This window comes from Actinomyces dentalis DSM 19115 (assembly GCF_000429225.1).
GTDB lineage: Bacteria > Actinomycetota > Actinomycetes > Actinomycetales > Actinomycetaceae > Actinomyces > Actinomyces dentalis.
In genome coordinates this window covers 25,847-50,925 of the sequence record NZ_AUBL01000032.1, presented here as the reverse complement: position 1 = coordinate 50,925, position 25,079 = coordinate 25,847, and the positions used below count along the sequence as shown (strand labels likewise).

General features: G+C 75.6%; 13 protein-coding genes. 5 read left to right on the top strand and 8 right to left on the bottom strand.

The features are described from left to right. Nucleotides 1-364: 364 nt before the first annotated feature. On the top strand, nt 365-1,177 hold the full coding sequence (locus tag G446_RS18760) for a type IV toxin-antitoxin system AbiEi family antitoxin domain-containing protein (RefSeq protein ID WP_051285798.1): 813 nt from the start codon (nt 365-367) through the stop codon (nt 1,175-1,177). A 716-nt stretch (nt 1,178-1,893) separates the two neighbouring features. Here the strand turns inward: G446_RS18760 and G446_RS0108430 are convergent. From G446_RS0108430 to G446_RS0108400, 6 genes are all read right to left on the bottom strand, one after another. After that, on the bottom strand, nt 1,894-5,589 hold the full coding sequence (locus tag G446_RS0108430) for a DUF4132 domain-containing protein (RefSeq protein WP_051285796.1): 3,696 nt from the start codon (nt 5,587-5,589) through the stop codon (nt 1,894-1,896). A gap of 142 nt (nt 5,590-5,731) precedes the next feature. Beyond that, nucleotides 5,732-7,897, bottom strand: a complete 2,166-nt coding sequence (locus tag G446_RS0108425; protein WP_026409826.1) for a hypothetical protein — start codon at nt 7,895-7,897, stop codon at nt 5,732-5,734. 1 nt (nt 7,898) lies between these two features. Next, complete coding sequence (locus G446_RS19945; RefSeq protein ID WP_245574645.1) at nt 7,899-11,720, bottom strand: DUF5682 family protein; 3,822 nt, start codon at nt 11,718-11,720, stop codon at nt 7,899-7,901. Beyond that, the gene (locus G446_RS0108410; RefSeq protein ID WP_084779098.1) at nt 11,717-12,865 is read right to left on the bottom strand and encodes an ATP-binding protein; all 1,149 of its coding nucleotides are present in this window, start codon (nt 12,863-12,865) and stop codon (nt 11,717-11,719) included. The genes G446_RS19945 and G446_RS0108410 overlap by 4 nt, the downstream gene beginning before the upstream one ends. Nucleotides 12,866-12,921: 56 nt before the next feature. Next, a complete protein-coding gene (locus G446_RS0108405) occupies nt 12,922-13,932 on the bottom strand; it encodes an electron transfer flavoprotein subunit alpha/FixB family protein (protein WP_026409824.1) in 1,011 nt (336 codons plus the stop codon). Nucleotides 13,933-13,957: 25 nt separating this feature from the next. Beyond that, on the bottom strand, nt 13,958-14,746 hold the full coding sequence (locus G446_RS0108400; RefSeq protein ID WP_026409823.1) for an electron transfer flavoprotein subunit beta/FixA family protein: 789 nt from the start codon (nt 14,744-14,746) through the stop codon (nt 13,958-13,960). Nucleotides 14,747-14,917: 171 nt separating this feature from the next. On the opposite strand from G446_RS0108400, the gene glgX reads away from it, so the two are divergent. Further along, nucleotides 14,918-17,287, top strand: coding sequence for a glycogen debranching protein GlgX (gene glgX / locus G446_RS16840; protein ID WP_051285802.1), 2,370 nt, complete (start codon nt 14,918-14,920; stop codon nt 17,285-17,287). 155 nt (nt 17,288-17,442) lie between these two features. Continuing rightward, nucleotides 17,443-18,789, top strand: a complete 1,347-nt coding sequence (locus tag G446_RS0108390) for an SWIM zinc finger family protein (RefSeq protein WP_051285794.1) — start codon at nt 17,443-17,445, stop codon at nt 18,787-18,789. A 907-nt stretch (nt 18,790-19,696) separates the two neighbouring features. Here G446_RS0108390 and G446_RS0108385 read toward each other — a convergent pair. Together G446_RS0108385 and G446_RS0108380 are read right to left on the bottom strand one after the other, a co-directional pair. Beyond that, entirely contained in the window at nt 19,697-20,617 is a 921-nt protein-coding gene (locus G446_RS0108385; protein ID WP_026409821.1) for an MBL fold metallo-hydrolase, read from the bottom strand. A 13-nt stretch (nt 20,618-20,630) separates the two neighbouring features. Beyond that, nucleotides 20,631-22,904: a hypothetical protein gene (locus G446_RS0108380; RefSeq protein ID WP_026409820.1), complete on the bottom strand. Its 2,274-nt coding sequence runs from the start codon at nt 22,902-22,904 to the stop codon at nt 20,631-20,633. Between the two features lie 155 nt (nt 22,905-23,059). Between G446_RS0108380 and trpS the strand changes: the two genes are divergently transcribed. Together trpS and G446_RS20980 are read left to right on the top strand one after the other, a co-directional pair. Further along, a complete protein-coding gene (gene trpS / locus G446_RS0108375) occupies nt 23,060-24,190 on the top strand; it encodes a tryptophan--tRNA ligase (protein ID WP_026409819.1) in 1,131 nt (376 codons plus the stop codon). A 21-nt stretch (nt 24,191-24,211) separates the two neighbouring features. Then, the gene (locus G446_RS20980) at nt 24,212-24,511 is read left to right on the top strand and encodes a GNAT family N-acetyltransferase (protein ID WP_245574644.1); all 300 of its coding nucleotides are present in this window, start codon (nt 24,212-24,214) and stop codon (nt 24,509-24,511) included. Nucleotides 24,512-25,079: the final 568 nt, after the last annotated feature.

Sequence of the window (25,079 nt, the reverse complement as noted above, 5' to 3'; positions counted from 1 at the left end):
TGCGGGTGGGCGCCGTCGACGACGTAGTCGACCGCGCGATCGTGCAGGGCCCCGTCCACCGCCCGGAGCGGCAGCAGCGCCCGGTCGACCAGATCTCGGACTGAGGTGTTGGTCATGGAGTCTCCTCGTGCGGTTATCGTCGCCGATCCCCGTCGCCTCACCGGCGGGATCGGATGTTCGCAGGATAACGGCGCACTGCGACACGAATCCGGCGCGCCCGCCCGGCCAGCGCCCTGATCCGCTGCTTCGCCCCCGCCGCTCACGGAAGCGCTGCGGATCGGCGTCTGTCCGGCGGCCCCGGGCGCCCCGCTCACTCCGCTGCGTTTGCTACAGCATGATGTAGCAAACGCAGCGAGGTGAGTTCATGAGTACGGCAGAGGCGCTCCAAACGCTTCACACTGCGACCGTCTCGCAGTACGGTCTCATCACAACCGCGCAGGCGGCCCGGATCGGCATCAGTCGCACCGCGCTCGCCCGCCTCGTGGACGGTGAAGCGCTCGCGCGCATTCGTCACGGGGTGTACGTCCTGCCCTCATCCGACGGCGATCCCGATCAGGATCTTCGCGCAGCATGGCTGAGCACCGACCCCCGGCGCTTCGCCGATGAGCGGGCCCGCGCCGTCGACACCCCCGTCGTTTCGCACGCCTCGGCGTCCGCCCTGCACCGCATGGGGGACCTCATCCCCATCCGGCACTCCTTCACCGCTCCGCAGCGCAAGCAGACGCGGCAGACCGACATCCGCTACCACCGCGCGGCGCTCGACCCCGCCGAGATCACCCTGGTCAACGACATGCCCGTCACCACCGTCCCCCGAACGCTCGCGGATCTGACCGCCGCCTACGCCGATGACGACCATCTCGCCTCCATGGTGCGCGATGCCCTCAGCACTTCCAGCGCCACCCTCGAGGCGATCGCGACGGCGCTCGATGCGCACGCGGCGAAACGGGGCCTCGCCTCGGGCATGGACCTGGTCAACCAGTACCTGACATCGGCGGGAGCTCCGCGCACGGCCGTCGACGTCGCCCGGTTCGCGGCGCCCGCTCTCGTCGTCCCGCTCCTCCAGGATCGCGAGGCGATGTCCCGACTGGCCCGGGCCCTCTCCTCCGGCCTCAACGCCGTTGACGCTCAATACCGGAACCGACCCGCTGAGCGAATTTCCGCCATCACGCCCGCCTGAGCCTTCTTGCCGGGGGTCCCGGGGCGAGGTCGGCCCGCTTCTTCGTCAAGACGCGCATTTCGCCCTCGAGAATGACGGTTGGAGCTGCACTTTCGAGTGCGAAGTGCACGTCTCGGCGCCGGGCGGCGCCCAGAGGGGCGGGCGGACCGGCACCGCGGTCCGCGAGATCGTCGGGTAACCGCTGAGTACGTCACTTGACCCGCGAGCACGTCTGCTAGAGCGACGTGCTCGCGGGTCAAGTGACGTACTCGCGGCCGGGCGGCGTTCCCGCGAGCGCATCCGGCCGTCGGGGTGCTCGTCACGGTCGCCGTCCAACCGGGGACCTCCCCTCGGCGAGGGGCCACTGGCGGCGCAGTTGTCCACATCTGCCACAAAGACGCGGATCGCGCCGAAGTGCCGAAAGAGAATCGTTGATATTCCGGGCTTTTATCCGCGGCCGATCCCGCTTCGAGGCGCCTTTGTGGCAGATCTGGACACGGCTCCGCCCAAACCCATCTCAGGAGCCCCACGCGCCCCACCCGTGCGATGAGTGAGACCAGCCCGCCGGGGAGGGGTCCCGCGGTAGCCGCCACCGCGCCAGTGGGCCCGCCCGGCGACCAACCGTGGTTCGAAATCCTAGTCCAATACATCGAATCGTACGTCATTTCTGCCGGTTTCCGTGGCGTTTCCGCCGGTTTCGCGGAAGGGGCGGTCGGCCCCGCCTCTTCCACCGAGGATCACCACAGCTTGACCCGCTCCCACCAGTCGGGTGCGTAGGGGCCCAGGGCCGCCACCGCCCGGTAGTCGGCGTAGCACTCGGCCAGCAGCACCGGTGGCACCTCGGCCAGCGGCACGGCCCGGCGGCCCTCGCCGCGCCGCAGCTCCAGAACGCCGGTGGCGCAGGGGACCCTCTGCTCCGGCATGAGGGCGCCGGAGAAGGTGAGCACCGCCGTCAGGTCCGCCTCGGCGAAGGGCCGGACGTACTCGGTGAACCAGTTCTCGTCCCTCATCGGCCCGCGCCGGTAGCCGCGGCCGATGGCCGCCGCCCGAAACTCGAAGACGTCGGTCATGTGCCCCTCGAAGTCGTCCAGCCGCCTCTGGTCCGGTTCGAAGGAGGGGGCGGTGGCGTCCAACTGGTCGAACAGGGGCTCGATCTCGTAGTCGGCCAGGTGCTGCCGCCAGGCGGCCGCGGCCTCGGGGCCCAGCAGCGTGCCGTGGGCGATGGTCACCCGCGCCTCGTCGTCGAGCTCGACGACGGCGTCGTCGAGGCCGATGAGAGCGCCGCCGGCCTCGGGGCGCAGACTCACCGGCCCGCCCTCCGGCGGAATCGCCGTCCAGATCAGGCGCTGAGCGAGGACGGACATGAGCGGGTGGGCGAGCAGATGCTCGCGCCACTGGCCGGCCCGCCGGCTCCGCTGGAGGCACATGGCCTCGCGCAGCCGCTCGGTCTGGGCGGTCAGGACGGTCTTGGCCTCCTTGCGGGCGGCGCTCAGGCGCTTCTTGGCGGCCTTGACGACCTCGGCGTCCTCACCGGCGCGGGGCGCGGGCAGGCCGGCCCGACTCCTGCAATCGGGGCCGGTGACGCGGATCTTCAAGTCCGGTGTCAACCGGCCGGTGAACTCGCGCTCCCCATAGGACAGGCGCAGCAGACCGTCGTCGTCGAAGCCCGCCGTCGGGACGGTGCGGTCCGCCAGCTCCTCATCGCTCCACCCCCGCTCGGAGGCGATCTCCCGCACCAGGGCGGCGGCCGTGGCCTGGATGCCCGCCATCTTGTGACGCCGGGCGACGCCCAGCAGCACCTGCAGCGCCCGGTCCCGCCCATTGGCGCGCAGCGCGCGGAGAAGGGCCTCGAGCTGGGCGCGACGCAGCGGATTGTCCCGCATATAGGCGCGTACCAGCTCGGCCAGCTCGCCGTCGTCCATGCACACCGCGAAGGCCACCAGACCCTTATCCGCCATGGCCGAACCCAGGTACTCGCCCTGGAATTTCGCGTAGGCGGCGGCGATGCGGGCCTTGAGTGTAACGGCGGCCTCCTTCTGCGCGATCTCCAGGTAGCGCGCCTGCCGCTCATCGGTCTGGCAGCGCACCAGCCACTGCTGGTTCTCGTCGTAGCGCTGCTTGCCGACGGCCTCGGCGAGTCTGCGGCTCTCCTCCGGGTCGGGGTGGCGGGTGTCCCGGGCGATCCAGGCCCGCACGAGGAAGGCTCCCAGCGCCCGGGCGTCCCCGGCGTCCAGCAGGGAGGTGTACAGGCCGATCAGGCCCCGGCCGTCGGGGTTCCTCAGACGATCGGCCAGCACCACCCACCAGCGGATGATCTGCTCGGGCACCGGCTCGCCGTCGGCCCAGCGCACCGGCGGCACGTCCCGCCACTCCAGCCACTGCGGTCCCGCCGAGGCGTTCTGCGCGAGTCCCGCCCGCGCCTCCTCGAGGAGGACCCCGGGCGCCAGGAGGGCGGACGTGTCGCCCCCGCAGGCGCCCACGGCCTCCAGGAGGGCGGCGCGCACCAGCGGCGACTCCTCCGTCTCCAGGGCCCGGCGCAGCACCGGCAGGGAGCGCTCGGGGTCCAGCGACCCCAACCACGAGGCGGCCGAACGGCGGATGCCCTCATCGGGGTCCCGCAGGAGCGGCTCGGCCAGGAGCAGCGCCCCGTCCGAGTCGGCCAGCAGGGCCTGCGCCCGGCTGCGGGCGCGCACCGAGGAGCCGACGGCGAGGGCGGCGACGGCGGGCATGAGCTCGACGGGCAGGCGGGGGAAGTAGGCGAGGACGTTCAGGGCGCGCGGCGCCGTGGTGGTCTTAGCGAGTTTGCCCGCGACCAGGTCCGGGTGCTGGGACGCCCACGGCCACAGCACGCGCGGATCGGTCAGATCCCAGAAGAATTCGGTCATGCGCGCGCTGACCGACGCGCCCATCCGGGCCAGGAGCTCCTCGACCGCGCGCGGGTCGGTGTCCGGGTCGTAGCGGCAGAAGACGGCGGAGTCCAGGTCCGGCGAGGAGTACTGGGACTCCAGCCGCACCAGGTGCGTCATAGACAGACCGGTCAGCCAGCTCTCGATCCAGACGATCCTGTGCCTCCTCACGATCCTGGGCAATCCTGTGGCCCGCCCGTCGGCGACGGCGATGAAGTGCTCGACGTCCGCCTCCGTGGCCCCCTCCCGGCGGGCGACCTCCTCACGGGGGATCGGACCATGCGGATCCCACCGGTCGTCGACGACGCGGTTGAGGATCCGCCACAGCTCACCCTTGACCTCCTCGGCGGAGCGGTCGTCCAGGGCGCCGATCCCGGGCAGGGTCGGAGGCTCCCGGTCCGCCTCCCGCATCGCCCACCGGGTGAAGGCCAGGCGGGCCCGCGTCTGTTCGACAGGCGCGGCGAGCGCCGGGTTGTCCCGCGCGGCCTCGTCGAGCACCCCGCAGTCCTCGGGGGCGGCGGCCACGTGGTCGATGAGGGCCGCGGCCCGCTTGAGCCCGGCCCGGCTCCTGGCGGCCCGCCCCGCCAGGACCTCCCTCAGCCGCTCGCGGCGCTCGTCGGCGGGGATGCGCCCCAGCAGGCCGATCGCCTCGCGGCGGACGTCCTCGAACTCGTGGAGGGCCTGGGGGACGAGCAGGCGGGCCAGGGGCGCCGGCGATACGGGGCGCGCCGAGACCAGGCGCACCAGCCGGACGCGGTCGTACTTGTCGAGGCGCCGCAGGATCGTGGCGGGGATCCGCCGCCCGTTCTCCTCCAGGTACTCCGGCAGGCCGGGGAGGTCGTCGCCCCGGTCCGCCGCGCCCCGGTCGATGTGAGCGGCGAGGATCCACACCCTGAGCATTATCTCGGGGATGCGCGCCTCGTCGACGCCCTCGACCCGCAGCAGGCGGGCCAACCGCCCGGGCGTCCACCCGGGCCGGTCCCGCGCGATCCGCGGTGCGTCATCGGCGGTAGCGCAGGTCTTGAGCACGTCCACAATGAGGACGCGCAGCCAGTCGGGCACGTACGACCGCCCGGCGGGAGGGTGCTTACGGGAGTAGTCGGTGCTCCTAATGGCGCACAGCATCCCGCCCAGGCGCACCCACTGGGGCGCGCTCAGCGCCCCGTCGCGGTACAGGGGATCGCGCAGTTCGCGGATGACATCGCCGCGATCCCGGGGCGGGACGGCCATCCGCTCGGGCCAGCGCACGCCCACCCCGCTCAGGAGCTGCGCATTCTCGTCTCCGATATAGCCGTAGCGGTTCTCCTCGAGGCAGCCGAACAGGCGGTCCGTCTCCTCGCAGGCATCGATCCGCTCGACCACCTCGGGGTCCTCCCCGGTCAGGACGTGGTCGACGGCGCGGACGTGCAGCTGCGGGTCGACGGCGCGCAGCGGCAGCAGGGCCCGGGACAGCACCCGGCGGTCGCGGGACGCGGGCTCATCCGGGTTCGCGGACCCGTCCGGGTCCGCGGGCGGGGCGTCGGTCATGGCGGCGGTCCTCCTCGGCTCGGCGTGCGGCGGCGCCGGCGCGGCGGGCGGCCGCGGAACCGGCGTCTGCTGCGAGGCTATCGTCGGGCGCCGACACGAATGCGGGCCGCCGCAGAAGGGGGATGCGCCCGCCGGCCGACCCTCAGGCGGCCAGCGCCCGCACCCGGTCCACCACCGCGCAGGCGCGCAGCACCGCGGCGGGCCCGGGCCGGACAGTCACCTCCTCCAGGGCGGCGGCCAGGGTCGTCAGCTGCATCTGGTCGGCGGCGCGGGCGCGGGTGGTCAGCACGTGCGCCGTCATGCCCTCGGGGGCCGTTGCCCCCGAGGCCGCCAGGTCCGTGAGGGCCTCGCGGGCATCGGCGCACAGGGCCTCGATGGGTCCCAGCTCGCGGCCGGGCGCCACGGCCACCGCCCGGGCGCGCAGGCCCTCCAGGCGCTCGGACAGCCGGCGGAAGAAGCGGTAGGAGTCCGCCTGCACCGAGGACAGGGAGGGGGCGAACAACTTCAGCGCGCCGTCGGAGTGCACGAAGACGCCAGTGGGGCGCCCCGCCTCGACGGTGAGGGCGACGACAGGCAGGTTGCGCGCCAGGAGGGAGGCCACGAACCGCGGCTCCGCCCCGACCGGGTCCAGGCGCAGCAGGTGCGTCCGGCCGTCGGCATCGCGCACCGGCCATACGTACTCCTGGTGGACCTCGTCCAGGTCGATGCGCCCCAGGCCGTCTCCGGCCACCGGGATCAGGCGCACGCGCGGCGCCGGGGCCTCGAAGCCCGCGGCCCCGGGGCCGCTCTGGAGGGCGTCGAGCTCGGCGGCCAGGCCGGGCAGGTCGACGCCGTCGAAACCGCCCTGGCCGACCGCCGTCGTACGACTCGAGGGCGCCAGGGTCCCGTCGGCGCGCCGGGCGGCGCCCTTCAGGCGCAGCGGGGCGGACAGCAGCGCCCCGATGGAGGCGTTCCACAGCAGGACGGCGCCCTCGGAGCGCTGGAAGCCGGGGTCGGCCCCGGCGGCCCGGCCCGTGGTCACCGACTCCAGCCGGTGGCGCTCGGCGTCCCAGAAGCGGGCCGTCACGCCCCGCGAGCCCGACGGCGTGCGCCACCACACGGCGGACAGCGGCACGAGCAGGCCGGGCTCGGTCTGCCGGGTCCCGGCCCGCCCCAGCAGCACCGGGTCGGGGGCGTCCGGCGCGGCCAGGACGGCGCGGGCCAGGGACCAGGCGGCGGCCAGCGAGCCCAGGGCGCGCGCCTCGTCGACCGCGTCCTCGCGGCGCGCCACCGCGCCCAGCGTCCCGGCGGCGGAGGCGAGCAGCCGGGAGGGGCGCGGCATCTCCTCCAGGCGGGCCGCCTGGGCCAGCCGCTCCAGCTCGCGGGCGCTGCGGGCCCCGGCGCGGGAGATCCCGGCGCTCACAACGCCCTCGATGGTCTTGGCCGCCGCCTCCAGGACGTCGCGCCGCCCGTCGCTCAGGCGGGCGCTGCCCTGCGGCCAGGGCCAGTCCCGGCCCCGGGCGGCGAAGATCCGCACGACGGCCTGCAGGCACCAGGCGGCGCGCGCGACCCGGGAGTGGCGGCCGGAGACGACCATGCCCCGCGGCCCCAGGCCCGCGACGATGACGATCTCGGGGGCGCCCGGCCAGGTCGCGGTCAGGCGCCCGGGCGCGCCGTCCAGCTCCAGGCCCTCGGCCAGGTCGCCGGTCCCGATTCCGGCCAGGGCGGCGGCGACGCGGCGGGCGGCGGGCGCCCCCAGGGCCTTCTCCACGGCCGCGGGCTGCCAGGACAGGACCTCGGCGAGGAGGGCGTCGACCGGCTCGTCCGCTGGCGCCCCGCCCGCATCCGCGCCCTCGGCCGCGCTCTCGCCCGCGCCCTCGGCCTGCGGGTCGTTCGCGTCCTCGGCCCGCGGGCCGCCGTCCGGCCCGGCCCCGGCGGGAGGCGCCCCGGTCCGCTCCTCCCCCGCCGATCCCGCGCGCCCGCCGTGCGGGCCCGCCCCGTCCGGGCCGGCCCCGGCGGGGAGCGCCCCGGCGGCCCCGCGCAGCCACAGGCAGGCGGCGACGACGTGGATGCACACCCCGGCGACCGGGCAGGGGCAGCGCGCCAGGGCGGGCCCGCCCGGCGGGAGCACGACCTCGACGGCCGGGTTGCCCGCCGCCGCGACCACGGCGTCGTCGTCGATCCTCACCGGGCGGACCCGCCCGGCAGCGACCTCCGCCCGGCCGCGGCGCACCAGGCCCCGGTTGGCCAGGGCCGCCAGGGCGACGTCGTCGAAGGCGGCGTAGACGCCGGTCCACTGCGGCAGGACCCCCGCCGCCGGCTCCTCCATCTCAGGTCACCTCCGCCAGCCAGACGGCGAAGCGGTCCGGGGTCATGGCCGCCACCCGCATGCCCGCCCCGGCCAGGCGCTCGGCCACGACCCGGTCGTACCAGGGCTCGCCGTCGCCGTTGAGGGCGGCCAGCCCCAGCAGCCTCACCCCGGAGCCCGCCAGCGCCGCCACCTCGCCCACGAGGGAGGACACCGAGCCGCCCTCCTCGAAGTCGGACACGAGGGCCACGACGGTGCGGGTGGGCCGGCGGACCAGGCCCGAGGCGTAGGCGACGGCCCGGGCGATATCCGTGCCGCCGCCCAGCTGGCAGGTCATGAGCACCTCCACCGGGTCGCCCGCCAGGTGGCTGACGTCGACGACGGAGGTGTCGAACAGGATCAGGCGCACGCTCAGGCCGGGCAGGGCCGCCAGGATGGAGGCCATGACGGCGCTGTGCAGCAGGGACGAGGCCATGGAGGCGGACTGGTCGACCAGGATGATGACGTCCCACTGCAGGTTCTGGCGCCGCCGGCGCGACATGAAGCGCACGTCCTGGACGAGCAGGCGCCCGGTGACGGGGTCCGCGTTGCCCAGGTTGGCGGCGATGGTGCGCCGCCAGTCGAAATCGCGCGCCGAGGCGCGCGGGCTGCGCCGGTCGCGCCGGCGGGAGCCGGTCAGGGCGGTGGTCAGGGGCCGGCGCAGGCGCTCGACGGCGTCGGCGACGATCCGGGCGATGAGGGCGCGCAGGCCGTCGGCCAGTTGCGGGCAGATCGTGCCCTTGATGCGCAGCAGCGCCGCGCCCAGCTCGGGGCTGGTCTCGATGGAGTCCACCGCGGAGGGGTCGGCCAGCAGCTCGGTGAGCCCGTAGCGGGTCAGGGCGTCGGACTCCAGGCGTTGAAGGGTGGAGGCCGGGAACAGCCGGCGGGCGCCGTCGAGCCAGTCCACGGCCCGCAGGGCGGAGGCCCCCAGCCCGCCGCCCGAGCCGACGCCGCCCGGGCCCGCACCGCCCGAGCCGACGCCGCGCCCGTGGCGCAGGCCCCGGCCGGTGTACTCGCGGTCGTAGAGGTAGCCCAGGGTCTCGTCCAGCCCGGCGTCGTCGTCCCGGCGGGGCAGGGCGGACTCGGCGTAGCGCCCCAGCACCATGCGCCAGCGGCGCACGGCCTTCTCGGCGTCCAGGGGCGGCGGGTCGCCCTCGCGGTCCGACGGCGCCCGGCGGTCCGGCTGCGGCGGCGTCGTCGCGCTCATGCGGCCGCCCGCTGCCCCGGCCCGCCGCGCACCGGGATGATCAGCGGGACCGCCCCCGGCGGACCCGGTCCACTGCCCCAGCCCGTCGCGCACCAGGCCGGCGACGAGATCGGCCTCCAGGCGCCGACCGGCCTCGGCCCACTGCGGGTCGATGCGCCACACGACGTCGATCTGGGAGGCGCGGGCGCCGGTCAGGGCGGCCACCTGCTCGGCCAGGCGGTGGGTCTCGGTGGGGCGCAGCGCGGTGAAGGCGCGGCGCAGGTCCGGCAGGATCGCCAGGAACCCCGGCTCGTCCAGCCCGGTCAGGACGCGGGTGACCGCCTCGAGGGTGTCGGGGGCGTGCAGGACGAGGTCGGGGCAGGCGCGCACGAGGCCGACGAGGAAGTCGGCCAGGCGCCCCGGGTCCGCGCCGGCGCTCAGGTGGGCGACGACGGCCGCGGTGACCCCGGCCCGGCTCAGGGACCCGATGGAGGCGGCGATGCCGGTGGCGCAGCCCACGAGGATCGGGGCGGCGTCGCGCCTGCGCCGCAGGACGTCGACCTCCCGCGCGACCGCCCGGCGCCCGGCGTCCGGATCCGCCCCGTTATCCGCACCGTCCGGATCCGCTCCGCCGTTCGGGGCTGCCGCGCCGCCGTCCAGGCGCACCAGCAGGTCGCGCACGCTGATGAGCGCGTCGACGGCGTCGGCGGCCTCGTCGTCCTCCAGCCCGGCGGCCTCGGCCACGAGCTCGGCCAGGCCGGCCACGCCCCGGCGCACCATGGCGCGCAGGCGCTTCGCCGCGCCCCCCAGGCTCAGCCGGCCGGCGCCCTCCACCAGGTCCATCAGGCGGTGCAGGACCTCCGCGAGGGCCCCCAGCCCGCTCAGGTCGGCCAGGGCCGTCTCCAGGGCGTCGCACACGGGCCCGGCCAGCTCGTGCTCGCCCATGACGATCAACTCGGTGAGCAGGGCGGCCAGCGCTTCGGCGCCCGGCTCGGCCTCCAGCCGCTCGGCCAGGCGGACCCGGATCAGGATGTCGAGGGTGGGGGCCCGCTCGGCGGCGCGCACGAGCTCGGCCTCCACCGCCGGGGTCCAGGCGTAGGCCCACTCCTCGACGAACTGCCCCGCACCCGTGCCCGCCACGAGGTCGGCGCCCCCGGTCTGCCAGGCGAACCCCGAGCCGACGAAGCGCATGGCGGCCAGGAGTTCGCGGCGCTCGCGGTGGCGGGGTTTGCGGGCCGTGTCCAGGGCGGTGCGGTGCTCGAGCGCGTCGTCGAGCATGAAGCGCATGGCCGCCAGGCGCTCGCGGACCTCGGCGACCAGCGGCGGGGCGCAGGTGCTGGCGGGCACCTCCCCCGGGCTGGAGTGGGCGAAGACGGAGGCGACCGCCGCGCCCAGGTTGCCCGACAGCCCCGCGTCGTCCTTGACCAGGCACGAGCGCAGGGCGTCGAGCAGGTCGGTGCGCCCGGGCCAGGCGCGCCCGCGCAGCTCGGCCAGTCCCAGGGCCTGCTCCACGGCGGCCTCGACCTGGGCGGTGCCGAGCGGCTCGCCGAGCCCGCGCAGGGCGGCGGCGACGTCGAGCACCACCCCGGTGGCGAAGTCGCGCCCGTCCGTCCCCGGTCGGGTGCGGGCCCGCCAGGCGCGCCGCCACAGGCCCGGGGAGGGCATGCCGGCCCCGTAGCCGCGCAGGGAGTCCAGTCGGGCGAAGTCGTAGCGGATGAGCCAGCCCCCGGCGCCGGGGCGCGGGTCGGGCTCGGGCGGCCGGGCCGCCCCGGGGGCGGAGTCGAGGACGTCGAGGAGGGCCGGGGTGTGGAAGGCGCCGGTGACCACGACGATCGGCGCGTCCGGCGCGTTGCCGCTCTGCCCGTCCGGGGCGTCGCCCGTCCCGTCCGTCTTCGCGTCGGGCAGGCGCTCGAGCACGGCGGCGGCCATGACCGCCTCGCGGGCGCGGGTGCCGTCGGCGTCCAGGACCTCGGGCTCGGCGTCCAGGCGGGCCAGGCCCGACCAGGCCAGGGTGTCGGCGAAGAAGCCGCGCCAGTCGCGGATGTCGGCGGTGGCCCGGTCCTCGAAGAGCTGCTCCCAGACCTCGTCGTGGTCGCGGCAGCCCAGCCGGGACGCGAGGGCGTCCAGGGCGGCGGAGCGGGCCAGATGGTACTCGGCCTGGAGGGTGCGCCCGCCCGCCCCCGCCCCGGCGCCGTCGTCGTCCCCGGGGCGGGCGCCGCGGTCGATGAAGGCCGCCTCGGCGCCGTTGGCCCCCGCCCACCGCAGGGCCACCCACTCGGGCGAGAACTCGGCCAGCGGGTAGTAGGAGGCGGCGCCCTCGCCCAGGGAGAGCACGGCGACCGGCGGGACGGTCGCCGCGTCCTGGAGGGCCCCCAGCAGCGCGGTGTACTCGGCGGGCCCCTCGATGAGGACGACGGCGGGGCGGACCTCCTCCAGCAGGGCGGACAGGGCCAGGGCGCAGGCCGGGGAGTGGTGGCGGATGGGGACCAGGTGCACGCCCCGCCGGCCCCAGGCCCGCTGGGCCTCCAGGGCGCGGGCGAGTCCGGGCGGGACGGGCGAGCCCGGCGCCGACGACGGGCCCGCCGCGCCGCGCCCGGCCCGCGGCCCCGCCGTCCTCATCCCCACAGGTCCTGGGAGGCGGAGAGGAACTCCTTCCACTCGGCCGAGGAGCGGGCGCGCTCGCGCACCACCGAGTCGACGTAGAAGCGCATCCGCCTGGCGTCCTCGTCCCCGCCCTTGAGGGCCACGCCGACCAGCTGGCGGGCGACGTCGGCGGCCCTGACGGTGCCGTCGCCGAAGTAGCGGGCGCTCATGGAGGCGGCCACCCCGACGTTGACGGCCTCGGCGGTGGACATGACCGCCTCGGGGCGCTTGACCGGGGCGCCCGAGGCGGTGGCGCCGGTGCGCAGGTCCGCGAAGGCGGTCACCAGCACGTCGAGGACCTGCGGGCTCATGGGGGCGCGCTCGGGCCCGAGTTCGGCCTCCAGGGCGCGGGAGATGAGCTCGGTCTCGAAGGCGCGGTCGGAGACGGGGCGCACCGTCTCGAAGTTGAAGCGGCGCTTGAGGGCGGCGCTCATCTCGTGCACGCCCCGGTCGCGCAGGTTGGCGGTGGCGATGACGTTGAAGCCGGGGGCGGCGGACACGCGGAAGCCGTCGCCCAGCTCGGGGACCATGAGCTGCTTCTCGCTCAGGACCGACACGAGGGTGTCCTGGATCTCGGGCGGGCAGCGGGTGATCTCCTCGAAGCGGACCAGGCGCCCGGACTCCATGGCCTGGTAGACCGGCGAGGGCACCAGGGCCCGGCGGGTGGGCCCCTCGGCGATGAGCAGGGCGTAGTTCCACGAGTAGCGGATGTGGTCCTCGGTGGTGCCCGCCGACCCCTGGATCGTCAGGGTCGAGGCCCCGCTGACCGCCGCGCTCAGCAGCTCGGAGAGCATGGACTTGGCGGTGCCCGGCTCGCCCACGAGCATGAGCCCCTGACGGCCCAGGAGCGTGACGACGGCGCGGTCGACCAGGGGGTCGTCGCCGTAGAACTTGCGGGTCACGCCCAGGGCCTGGTCACCCACGATGAAGGCGCGCACGGAGCGGGGCGACAGCCTCCAGCCTGCGGGGACCTCGGCGCCGGAGGCGGCGTCGGCGGCCGCCAGGGCCTCCAGCTCGGCGGCCCAGCGCTCCTCGGCGGGCGGGCGCAGCTGGGCGGGGGCGGCGCCGGGCCCGACGGCGTCAGACCGGTCGGGGGCGGCGGCGAGCGGGAGCAGGTCCATGCGGTCAGGGTAGCGCCCGGGTACGACGCTTACGGCCCCGGCCCGCCCCCGCCGGCTCAGCCGCGCAGGCGCGCCAGCTCGTCCACCAGCTGGGGCACGACGTCGGCCACGTCCCCGACCACCCCGAAGTCCGCCATCTCGAAGATGGGCGCCTCGGAGTCGTCGCACACCGCCACGATGGTCCCGGCCCCCTGGATGCCGCTGGTGTGGTGGATCGCCCCGGACACGCCCAGCCCGATGTACAGGCGAGGCGAGATCGTCTCGCCGGTCTGGCCGATCTGGGCGCTGCGCTCGATCCAGCCCTCGTCGCAGGCCACGCGGGTCGCCCCCACGGCCGCGCCCAGCGGGTCGGCCAGGGAGCGGACCAGGTCGAAGTCGCCGTCGACCCCGCGCCCGCCGACCACGACGGTGCGGGCCTCGGTGAGGGGCGGGCCGGCGGCCGCCCCGACGCGCTCGCGGGAGACCACGCGCACCGCCCGCGAGGCGGGGGCCGCGTCCACCTCGAGCGCCTCGACCCGGGCGGCCCGCCCGGACCCCGGCGCCCGGCCGTCCGCCTCGGCCCCGAAGGCGCCGGGCCGCACGGCGAGCACCGGGGTCCCCTCGGGGGCCGGGGCCACCGACATGGTGGTCGACCAGGAGCCCGAGAGCACCAGCTTGGAGGCCCGCAGCTCGCCGTCGACGACCTCCAGGGCGGCGACGTCGGACACGCAGGCCGAGCCGAGCAGGATCGCGGCCCGGCCGGCGATCTCCTTGCCGCGGTAGTCGGAGACGACGAGGACGACGCCCGGGCGCACCCGGCGGGCCGCGGCGACGAGGGCGTCGGCGGCGGCGCCGGCCAGGGACTCCAGGCCGTCGAGATCGGCCGTCAGAACGCGGTCGGCGCCAGCGGCGGCGAGGGCGTCGGGGGCGCCGGCGTCGCCGAGCACGAGGGCGACGACCTCGCCGCCGGTCAGGCGCCGGGCGCCGCCCAGCAGGTCCAGGCACGCCCCGGCGGGGGCGGGGGCGGCGCCGGTCGGGGCGTCCGGGTCGACCAGGACGAGGACGGGGGCGGTGAGGGTCTGGGACATGCTCTTTCTCTCCTTCTCGCCGCGCTCAGACGAGCTTGTTCTCGACGAGCCAGGCGGCCAGCTCGCGCCCGGCCGCCCCGGCGTCGGTGCGGATGATGCCGGCCTGACGGGCGGGCCGGGCCTTGGAGTCGACGACGGCGATGGCGGGCCCGGCGCCCGGCTCCAGGCCGAGGTCGGCCAGGTCCCAGGTGTCGACGGGCTTCTTCCTGGCGGCCCGCATGGCGGCGAAATTGGGGTAGCGCGGCTCGTTGGCCTGGTCGGTGACGGATACCAGGGCCGGGGTGGGGGCGGCCAGCGACTCGCGCAGGGTCCCCACGGCGCGGGTGATCAGGACGTCCCCGGCGTCGGAGACCTCCAGGGAGGAGGCCAGGGTGAGGGCGGGCACGCCCAGGGCGGCCGCCAGCGCCCCCGGCAGCATGGAGGTCATGGCGTCCAGCGAGGCCATGCCGGTGATGACCAGGTCCACGTCCCCGGTCCCGCCGGCCCCGGCCCCGCCGATGCGCCCGATGGCGGCGGCCAGGGTGCGGGCGGTGGCGACGACGTCGGCCCCGGCCAGGGACTCGTCGGTGATGAGCACGCCGGAGTCGGCGCCCATCTGGAGGGCGCGGCGCAGGCCGTCCTCGGCGTCCTCGGGCCCCATGGTCAGGGCGACGACCTCGCCGCCGAGGTCCTCGACGAGGGCGACGGCGGCCTCGACGGCGTTCTCGTCGAGCTCGTTGAGGACGTCGTCCTCCCCGCGCACGAGCCGGCCGCCCTCGAGACGGCGCTCCGACTGCACGTCGGGGACGTGCTTGATGCAGACCACGATTTTCATGCGCCCAAGATTGCCATATCGCGCCATCGCCGCCGCCGGTCGGAATCGGCTTGAGACGGAGCGCACGCCGCCCCGGCTCATGTGCCGCAGATCTCACCGCACCGGCGGCGTATGTCTCACTCGCACCGTTGGAGTTGGTACCGGCCGGGCCCAGCCGGGACAATGGCCCTCATGCCGTGCACGCTCGAGCTGCAACCCGCGGTCCTCAGCCCCGAGGACGCCCGCGACCGTACGCGCCTGGGGGCGACCCCCGTGGGGGACGGCACGAGCTTCGTCGTCGTCGCCCCGCACGCCTCCGCCGTCGACCTGTGCCTGCTCCAGACCGACGGCGCCGGCGCCGTGGTCTCCGAGCGGCGCGTGGGCATGCACGGGCCCCAGCGCGGCGCCTGGGGCGCGCACGTGAGCGGCGTGGGGCCCGGCCAGCGCTACGCCTACCGCGTCCACGGCGAGTGGAACCCCTCCGAGGGGCTGCTGGCCAACCCCCGCAAGCTCACCCTCGACCCCTACGCCCGCGCCCTGGAGGGCGCCCCCGTCCTGGGGCCGGAGATCTTCGCCCACGAGGTCGACGCCGACTACAACCCCCTGTACGTGCCCTTCACGCCCTCGGCCCTGGACTCGGCCGGGCACGTGGCCGTCGGCGTGGTCACGGGCCCCTCCTTCCCGGTGGTCCCCGGGCCGAAGGTGCCCGAGGCGCGCACCGTCATCTACGAGACCCACGTCAAGGGGCTGACCCTCAACATGTCGGGCGTGCCCCCGGAGCTGCGCGGCACCTACGCGGGCCTGGCCCACCCGGTCACCGTGAACTACCTCAAGAACCTGGGCGTGACCACGATCGAGGTGCTGCCCATCCACGCCTCCTTCTCCGAGGTCTTCCTGCTGACCAGGGGCCGGACGAACTACTGGGGCTACTCGACCCTGTCCTACTTCGCCCCGGAGCCGTCCTACGCCACGCGCGCCGCCCGCAGGGCCGGGCCCCAGGCCGTCCTCGACGAGGTCCGCGGCATGGTCTCGATCCTGCACGAGGCCGGCCTGGAGATCATCATGGACGTGGTCTACAACCACACCTGCGAGTCGGGGATGAGCGGGCCGAGCCTGTCCCTGCGCGGCCTGGACGACCTGGAGTACTACCTGCACGCCCCCCACCGCCCCGCCCAGTACATCGACGTCACCGGCACCGGCAACACGGTCGACTTCCGCTCCACGCGCGCCGTCCAGCTCACCCTGGACTCCCTGCGCTACTGGGCGGGCGACGTGGGCGTGGACGGCTTCCGCTTCGACCTGGCGGTCACGCTGGGGCGCAACGCCACCGAGTTCCACCCCCACCACCCCCTGCTGGTGGGCATGGCCACCGACCCGCTGCTCTCGGGCGTCAAGCTCATCGCCGAGCCCTGGGACGTGGGCCCGGGCGGCTGGCGGACCGGGGAGTTCCCCGCCCCCTTCCACGACTGGAACGACCGCTACCGCGGCACGGTGCGCTCCTTCTGGCTGGCGGACGTGTCCGAGATGACCCGGGGCCGGCCCGGCTCGGGCGTGCGCGACCTGGCCACGCGCCTGGCCGGCAGCGCCGACATGTTCAGCCACGGGGAGTACCCGGGCGGGCGCGGGCCCCTGGCGAGCGTCAACTTCGTCACCGCCCACGACGGCTTCACACTGCGCGACCTGGTCAGCTACGACCACAAGAACAACCTGGCCAACGGCGAGGACAACCGCGACGGCACCGACGACAACCGCTCGTGGAACCACGGGACCGACGGGGACGTCCCCGAGGGGATCGACGCCGGCCCCCTCGAGGTGCTGCGGCGGCGCAGCTCGCGCAACGTGCTGGGCACCCTCCTGGTCTCGGCCGGCACACCCATGCTGCTGGGCGGCGACGAGATGGGCCGCTCCCAGGGCGGCAACAACAACTCCTACTGCCAGGACTCCCCGATCTCCTGGTACGACTGGGACCTGGCGCCCTGGCAGAACGACCTCATCGCCACCACGCGCTTCCTGCTGCGCCTGCGCGACGAGCACCCGGTCATGCGCCCGGCCGCCTTCGCCTCCGGCCGGCCCGCGGACGGGGACGAGATCGCCGACCTGGCCTGGTACCGGGCCGACGGCGAGCCTATGCAGGGCTGGACGTGGCACGATCCGGCCACGCGGGTGATCCAGATGCTGCGCTCGGGCCGGGCGCTGGGCGACGACGACCTGCTCGTCGTCATCAACGGCTCCCTCGACCAGGTCGACGTGGTCCTGCCCGACGCCCACGGCAAGGACTGGCACCTGACCTGGGACTCGACCTGGCCGGTGCCGCGGCCGCACAGCTCGGCCTTCGCCCTGGCGCGGCGGGTGAAGCGGGGCCCGGCGGCGCACTGGCGGGCGATCAACCCCGAGGGGGCGCGGGCCGCGCGCACGGGCGCCACCGACTGCCGCCAGGACCGCCCCGGGGACACCACGACCCTGGAGTCCCTGACCATGCGCATCTACCTGTCCGGCGAGCGCCTGGAGCCCGTCGCCGAGCCCGACCCGGCCCCGGTCCCCGCCCTCGCGCAGGACCGGTAGCGCCCGCCGCACCGGCCCCGTCCCCTCCCCCGGCCCTCCCCGACGGGGCGCGGGCGGGCAGCCGGCGCCGTCGGCCCGCCGCTCCCGGCCCCCGGTGGAACCGCTCCGAGCGGCCGCCGGGCGAATGCGTCAGACCCCCGCAATAGCCTCGGCGCATGAGATCATTCACCGCCCCCTCGCTGCTCGACGAGGCGGGGCTGGCCCTGGAGCTCGCCCCCGCACTCACGCCGCAGGGACCGGCCGAGGCCCCCGGGTTCTTCTCGGGGTTCGCCGCCCAGCCGCTGGTGCTGGCGCGCGGCCTGCTGGTGCTGGCCGACGTCGCCCAGACCCGGTACATCCGGCCCAGGCCGGCGGCGTCGTACGACCCCATCTGCACGGCCAACGGAGACCGCATACGCATGGAGGCCTTCTCCGCCTGCAACACCGTCGCGGTGCGCCTCGACCTGCTGTCGCAGGCCTTCGACGGCGGGGACATCCGCCACGGCACGACGAACGTCGACCTCAACCGGCCGCTGCGCGAGGCCCTGGCCCGGATCCGCTCCTCGGAGCTGATGCACCTGAGCATAGGCGCCGACAAGCTGCGCGTGTCGACCCCGCAGGCCACCCACGTGGAGCGCAAGGTGGACCTGCCCGAGCGCTGGATCAAGGCCCTGGGCTCCTCCCAGGAGCTCAGCGCCGGCCTGGAGCTCATCGGCGAGGCCCCGGCCGCGCCCGCGCGCCGGTTCCTCGCCTCCCTGACGGACGGACCGGGGCGCGCGGGGGCGTGGACGGTGAGCCGCACCGGCGTGCGCCCCGCGCTGCGCCCCGGGCCGGGAACGGTCCGCGCCGAGGGCCTGAACCGGCTGCGATCCGCGCGCCGCCTGATCCCCCAGGTCACGGGGCTGCGCGTCTACGGCGCGCCCGGGGCGCAGAGGGCGGCATCGGTGTGGGAGGTCGGCGTGCCCTTCGGTCGGCTGACCTACACCCTCACCGCCGAGCGCCACCGGGGCTTCTCCGGGGAGGGCGCGCTGCTGACCGAGCTCGCCGCGGGCACCACGGCGGACGACGCCGCGCTCGTCGGCGCGCACCTGGCCTTCGAGCCGCGCATAGACGGGGAGGACCTGGCGCGCCGGACGGGGCTGAGCGTCCGGCGGGTCGGCCGGGCGCTGGCCGCCCTGGCCGTGGACGGGCGCGTGGGCTACGACCTGTTCGAGGGCGCCTACTTCCACCGGGAGCTGCCCGACGACTCCGAACGGGCGCTGAGGGACAACCCCCGCCTGAGGGGCGCCCGCAAGCTCGTCCGCAGCGGGGCCGTCCGCCCCTTCGAGGGGGCGCCGGGCGCCTTCTGGGTGACGGGCGACCACGGCGAGTACATCGTGCGCACCGACCCGCCCGGCTGCTCGTGCCCCTGGTGGCTGCGGTACGACGGCGGACGGGGCCCGTGCAAGCACGTGCTGGCCGTTCAGCTGGCGCAGCGGCACCGGGCGCCGGCGGCCCCCGGCCGCTCCCCGCGCGGGGCCTGAATCCGTTGACCGCCGGTGCGCGGATCTCGTTCCGTCCCTGGGGGAGCCGGGTGCCGGTCCCGGGGGAGTCGAATTAGTGATGTCACCTGGGCTCGCATTGTGCGAGGTGGGATCGCGCGGATCGAGCGCGGGCTGATTCCGTCGCGCTGGGCTCGCACGGCGCGAGCCGGGGTGGATTTCGTCGCGCTGGGCTCGCATTGCGCAAGCCGGGCCCGGCGAGCGCCGGTCTCGGCAGTCTCGGGATCGGCCCATGCCAGCCTGAAAGTCGGCGGGGTTCTGGTCGTGGCGGGGGTTCGGTCGTGATGGCGTAAATCGGACGCACGTTGTCAGAGCCGGAATCTCGTCGCCGCGCCCGCGCGGGTCCATAGTCCCGGTATCGGTGCGCTCGTTCACGTCGGCCTCGCGGGCGGGGGCGGGAAACCGGTCCCCGCCCACGCCGGGGACTCCAATCCGGTCCGCGAGCACGTCACTTAACCCGCGAGATCGCCGGGTAACCGCCGAGATCGTCACTTAACCCGCGAGATCGTACCTCTGGCAGACGTTCTCGCGGGTTAAGTGACGTGCTCGCGGGTCGAGGTACGTTCTCGCGGGTTACCCGGAGATCTCGCGGACCCGACCGGGGCGAGGACGGGCTCCTCGACGCCGAGGACCCCACAGGAATTGCCTCCGCACTGAGAAACGCGCCCTGCGGGCCGGGCCCGGCTTGCGCAATGCGAGCCCAGCGCGACGAAATCCACTCCGGCTCGCGCCGTGCGAGCCCAGCGCGACGGAATCAGCCCGCGCTCGATTCTCGCGATCCCACCTCGCACAATGCGAGCCCAGGTGACATCACTAATTCGACTCCCCCGGGACCGGCGTCCGACTCTTCGGGGCGGCGCGCTGCCGGGCCGCGACGCCCCGGCCCGCCTCAGCGCACCGCCACCCGGTCGAAGTCCGCCAGCGCGACGACGTCGCCGTGCGCGCCGCCCGCCTCGGCCACGTGCCCCGCCGCCGAGGCGTAGCGGGAGGAGAAGTGGGTCAGGGCGAGCCTGGCCGCCCCCGCCGCCGCGGCGAGCCGCCCGGCGTCCAGGGCCGTGCAGTGCCCGTACTCGCGGGCCTTGTCGGCCAGGTCGGACAGGTAGGTCGCCTCCATGACCAGCAGGTCCGCGCCCTCGGCCAGCCTGCGGGCGCCCTCGCAGGGCCGGGTGTCCTGGACGAAGGCGAAGGAGGCGGCGGCGCGCTCGCGGGTGACCTCCTCCAGGCGGGTGGTGACGCCGCCGACGTCGACATTCCCCTCGCGGCGCAGCCGCCCCACCAGGGGCCCGGCGATGCCGCGCGCCGCCAGCTCGGCCAGGCCGGCGGCGTCGAAGACGCGGGCGGGCGGGTCCTGGACGCGGTAGCCGACGGCGTCGACCCGGTGGTCGAGGGCGGCGGCGGTCAGCACCAGATCGGGCGTGCGCGCCACCTCGACCGGCTCGGGGCCGACCTCGACGGGCACCGGGCGCAGGTCGAGTTCGTCGTGGTGGATGCTGGCGGCGCGCAGGCGGTCGACGTACTCCTGTCCCGACGCCGGATAGAGGAGGGTGATCGGGTGCGGCGCCCGGTCCAGGCACAGGCGCTGGAGGACCCCGGGCAGGCCCAGGCAGTGGTCGCCGTGCAGGTGGGTCAGGCAGATGATGCGGATGCGGCGCGCCGGGACGCCGGCGAGAGTCATCTGCCGCTGGGTGCCCTCGCCGGGGTCGAACAGGACGCCGGTGGCGCCCCAGCGCAGGAAGTGGCCGGAGTGGTTGCGCTCCGGCGTGGGCACGAGGCTGCCGGTGCCCAGGGCGGTGAGTTCGCGCCCGCTCACGGTTCGCGCCCGCTCACGGTTCGCGCCCGCTCACGGCCGTCCCGTCCCCCAGGAGGGCGACGGCCCGGCGCATGCGCGCCAGGAGCTCCTCGTCCCCGGCGGCGTCCATCGTGCTCAGGCGCTGATCCCGCTGGGCCTGACGGGAGAGCTCGGCGACGACGGCGGCCCGGGCCCCGGCCGGGGCGTCCGCCAGGGACTCGGCGAGGTCGAGGGCCGTCCCCTGCTTGGAGTGCCCGGACAGGGTCTCGGCAAGGATGCGGGCGAGGAGCGCGGGCGGCTCCGGCAGGCTGCCGGCGACCCGCCAGGCGGTCAGGGCGGCCGTGGCGCGCACGCCGTCGGCGCTGTGCCGGGGGACCCCGCCCCCGTCGGCGGCGATGCCCGCCAGGAGGGACGCCGCCCGGCCGACGTCGTCGGCCCCGAGCCGGCCCTCGCGCCGCCAGCGCCGCAGCAGCGCCTGGGCGTCGAACACGCGGGGATCCGCGGCGATGAGGGACAGGAGGGCCGGCAGGTGACGGCCGACGTCGTCCCCGGCCGCCACCAGCCCCGCCATGGCCGCGACCCGGGCCCGCTGGGCGGGGGGCCGGGCGTCGTCGGGGATCCGGCACAGGCGTCGGCACAGCTCGACGAGGCGCGGGTCGCCGGGCTCCGGCCAGGAGGCGATCAGCTCCGGCAGGCAGGACTCGTCGGGGCCGGCGTCGAGGACCCGGTGGTAGTCCCGCAGATCCCGGGTCATCCGCGCCACCATGAAACGCTCGTAAAGGCCGCCGTCCGCCGCCGCCCGCCGCAGGGCCGGGAGGGACTCGAGGTCGCGCCACGCGGTCAGGACTCTGACGGCGGCGGTGCGGGGCAGCAGGCCGCGCACCGTCTCCAGCGCGTCCCGGCACTCGTCGGGCGGCCAGCCGGCCAGGAGCGCGAGAAGTTTGGAGACGTCGGTGCGCTCGGTGCGGCCCCGCAGGCGCTCGGCCACCGCCGTGACGAGCCCGGCGCCCGGGGACAGCCCCGCTCCGGTGAGGGGCCCGATCGGCTCCAGGGCCCAGTGGCCGCCGATCTTGGCCCAGGTCGCCCGTTCCAGGCAGGAGGTGCGCACGAAGGCCTCCAGGGCCCGCGCCCAACGGGGGTCCCGGCCCGCGGCCAGGACCCGCGCGGCGCCCAGGCGGTGGTCGGGCCGCGCCCACCCCCTGGACCGGGGGGCGCCGGCCGGGCGGTCGGCCAGGGCGGCGGCGATATCGCAGACCTCGGGGGTGATCGGCGTCTCCTCCAGCACGGCGATCAGCAGCTCCGGGTCGGCACCGGGATCGGCCGCGAGCGCGGCGATGTGTTCGACGACCCGGGGCGTCGCCCCGCGAGAGGCGCGCACGAGGTCGATGAGCACCTCGTCGTCGCCATCGCCCAGGGCGGGCGGCGCGCACAGGACGGCGGCGGCCGCCTCGGCGTTGACATCGATCAGCCAATGGGCGGGATCCTCGCCCACGACGAGCTCCTCGACGAGCTCGCAGGCCCGCGGCCAGTGCTCGGCGAGCAGGGCGAGGTCCTCCCGGTCGCAGGCGCGGGTGCGCACGCGGGCCAGGGCGCCCGCCAGCCGGGGCGTGAGCCCCGTGGCGCCCGCGTCCGCCCCGAGCGCGGCCAGGCTCCAGGCGCAGGCCGCTTCCAGTCCCGCGGCCGCCCCCGGGTCGGCGGTCGTCTTCGGGTCAGTGGCCGCCGCCGAGCCCGCAGTTCCCGCCGAGCCCGCAGTTCCCTGCGGACCTGCGGCCACCCCCGGGGGCTGACCGCCCTCCCCCGTTGACGGCGGGGCCGAGCCGATCCGCGCCGCGAGCGCCGCGACGGCGCGGGCGTCGGGGGCGGACCGGTAGGCCTGGATAGCGGCGGCGGTGCGCGCCGTCGCCCCCGCACCGTCGACGACGGGCAGCAGGATGTCGGCGACCTCGTCGAGGGCCGCCTGGCAGGCGGGCGCCTGGGCGACCTCCGGGTGGTGGACCGCGGCCCCGGGGTCGTCCCGGGCGAGGCCCCGCCAGTGGTCGGTGAGCTGGGCGAAGTAGAGCAGCATTTCGCCCGCGTCCTCGGGGTCGGCGCAGCGGCCCTCGACGATCATGCGGGCGGCGGCGACCACGGCGGGGCCGGTCGCCGAGTAGATGGACTGCTGGTGCAGCAGGGCGTCGTAGAAGGAGTCCACGGCGGACTCGACCCGCTCCGGATCCGCCAGCGCCTCGATCGCCTCGGGGATGTCCTCGGCGCTGCCGTAGGCATGGGACAGGGCGGACCAGTCGATCTGGTCGGGCCGGCGGGTCATGGCTGCTCCTCTATTCTCCTCGTGAGCGCTCGCGGGGCCAGGGTAGCGGCCGGTCCGGGCCGAACCGGGACGGGCCGGGCCAGCCGACTCCCGGCTCGGCGGCGTCGTCGTCCGGCCTGGCCGGGACGGGCCGGAACGGCCATTAGGATGGCGCCATGACCCAGACTCCGGCCGCGACCCCCGCCCCCTCGACCGCCGAGGAGGCCCTGGCCACCGCCGCCGACGACGCCTCCCTGGCCCGCTCGATCGCCCGCAGCGCCCAGATCGAGGCCGACCTGGACGTCAATCCCGGCCGCTACCGCATGCTCACCGGCGTGCGCCCCACCGGCAATATGCACCTGGGCCACTACTTCGGCACCATGCACTCGTGGAGGTCGATCCAGGACCGCGGCGTGGACACGTGGATCCTCGTGGCCGACTACCAGGTCATCACCGACCGCGACGCCGTGGGCCCCATCCGCGAGCGCGTCCTGTCCCTGGTGGCCGACACCCTGGCGGTGGGCGTGGACCCGGAGCGCTCGACGATCTTCGCCCACTCGGCGGTGCCAGCGGCCAATCAGCTCATGCTGCCCTTCCTGTCCCTGGTCACCGAGGCCGAGCTGCACCGCAACCCCACCGTCAAGGCCGAGCTGGAGGCCACCGACGGGCGCGCCATGAGCGGGCTGCTGCTGACCTATCCGGTCCATCAGGCCGCCGACATCCTGTTCTGCCAGGCCAATCTGGTGCCCGTGGGCAAGGACCAGCTCCCGCACCTGGAGCAGGCGCGCCTGATCGCCCAGCGCTTCGACCGGCGCTACGGGCGGGCCGTGCCGGACCGCCCGGTCTTCCGCCGTCCGGAGGCGCTGCTGAGCGAGGCGCCGGTGCTGCTGGGACTGGACGGGGAGAAGATGAGCAAGTCGCGGCGCAACACCATTGAGCTGCGCATGAGCGCCGACGAGACGGCCAGGGCCCTGAGGAAGGCCAAGACGGACTCCGACCGGCGCATCACCTACGACCCGGTCGCCCGCCCGGAGGTGGCCAATCTGATCATGCTGGCGTCCCTGTGCGGGGCCGGGGCGCCGGTCGAGATCGCCGAGAGGATCGGCGACGGCGGGGCCGGGGCCCTCAAGAAGCTGACCACGGAGGCGGTCAACGAGTTCTTCGCCCCGATCCGCGCCCGCCGCGCCGAGCTGGCGGCCGACGAGGGCCATCTGCTCGATGTGCTCCACGCCGGCAACGAGCGGGCGAACGAGGCGGCGGACAGGACGCTCGACGCCGTGCGCACCGCCATGCACATGGATTACTGACCGCGGCCGGGGTCGTTCCGCGTGACCGACGGACCCGCAGCCATGGCCGCCTACCGGGCGCCCGCCCCAGGTCCAGGCCCCGCCCCCGCCGTCGAGTACCTCGCCACCGCGCCCGCCCACCAGCGCCGGGGGCCGGCGGGCGCCCTGATCGCCGAGATCCGGCGGCGGCATCCGGACGCCGTCGTGCGCGCCTCGACGGATGACGACGCGATCGGCTTCTACCGCGGACTGGGATTCCTCGACAGCCCCGCTCCGGTCGACCCGCGCTGGCCGGGGCGGCGGCGCTACGACTGCGCGCTCCCCCCGAGTTCCTCGCATTGAGCCCTTCTCACCGGAACCTGCGCCTCGACGCCGGGGGCGTTCGGAGTGGCCGGGCGGGCCGCGAGATCGTAGGGGTCGCCCTCGGCGGGGGTCCGCGGCGGCGCCGTTTGTCCAAATCTGTTGCAAAGGCCCCGATCCCGCCGAAGCGCCGGAGGAGGATCGTTGATATTCCGCGCTTTCTCTCACCGCCGATCCCGGCCCGGAGCGCCTTTGCAACAGATTTGGACAACCGCCCGCCCCGAGCCGCCCCAGGAACCCCACCCGCACCACCCCTTCGACGATCCCCCGCCCCGAGCCGCCGGGGCGCCCCGATTTTCGCGAGCGCGCAGGTTTCCAGTCGAACGCGCAGGCGGGAGGCGCGCGTTCGACTGGAAACCTGCGCGCTCGCGGAGATGCTCGCGGAAGATCGGAGATGCTCGCGGAGGAGCAGCGGGACCAGAGGCCGGCCGGCCGCGCCGAGTCACCCACAGGGTGCGCGCTTTCCGCCGGTCCCGGCGAGAGCGGGCGGGCGGCGCCACGCCCGCGACCCCGATCCGGTCCCCGCTTCGACGTGACGCGGGGCGCATCG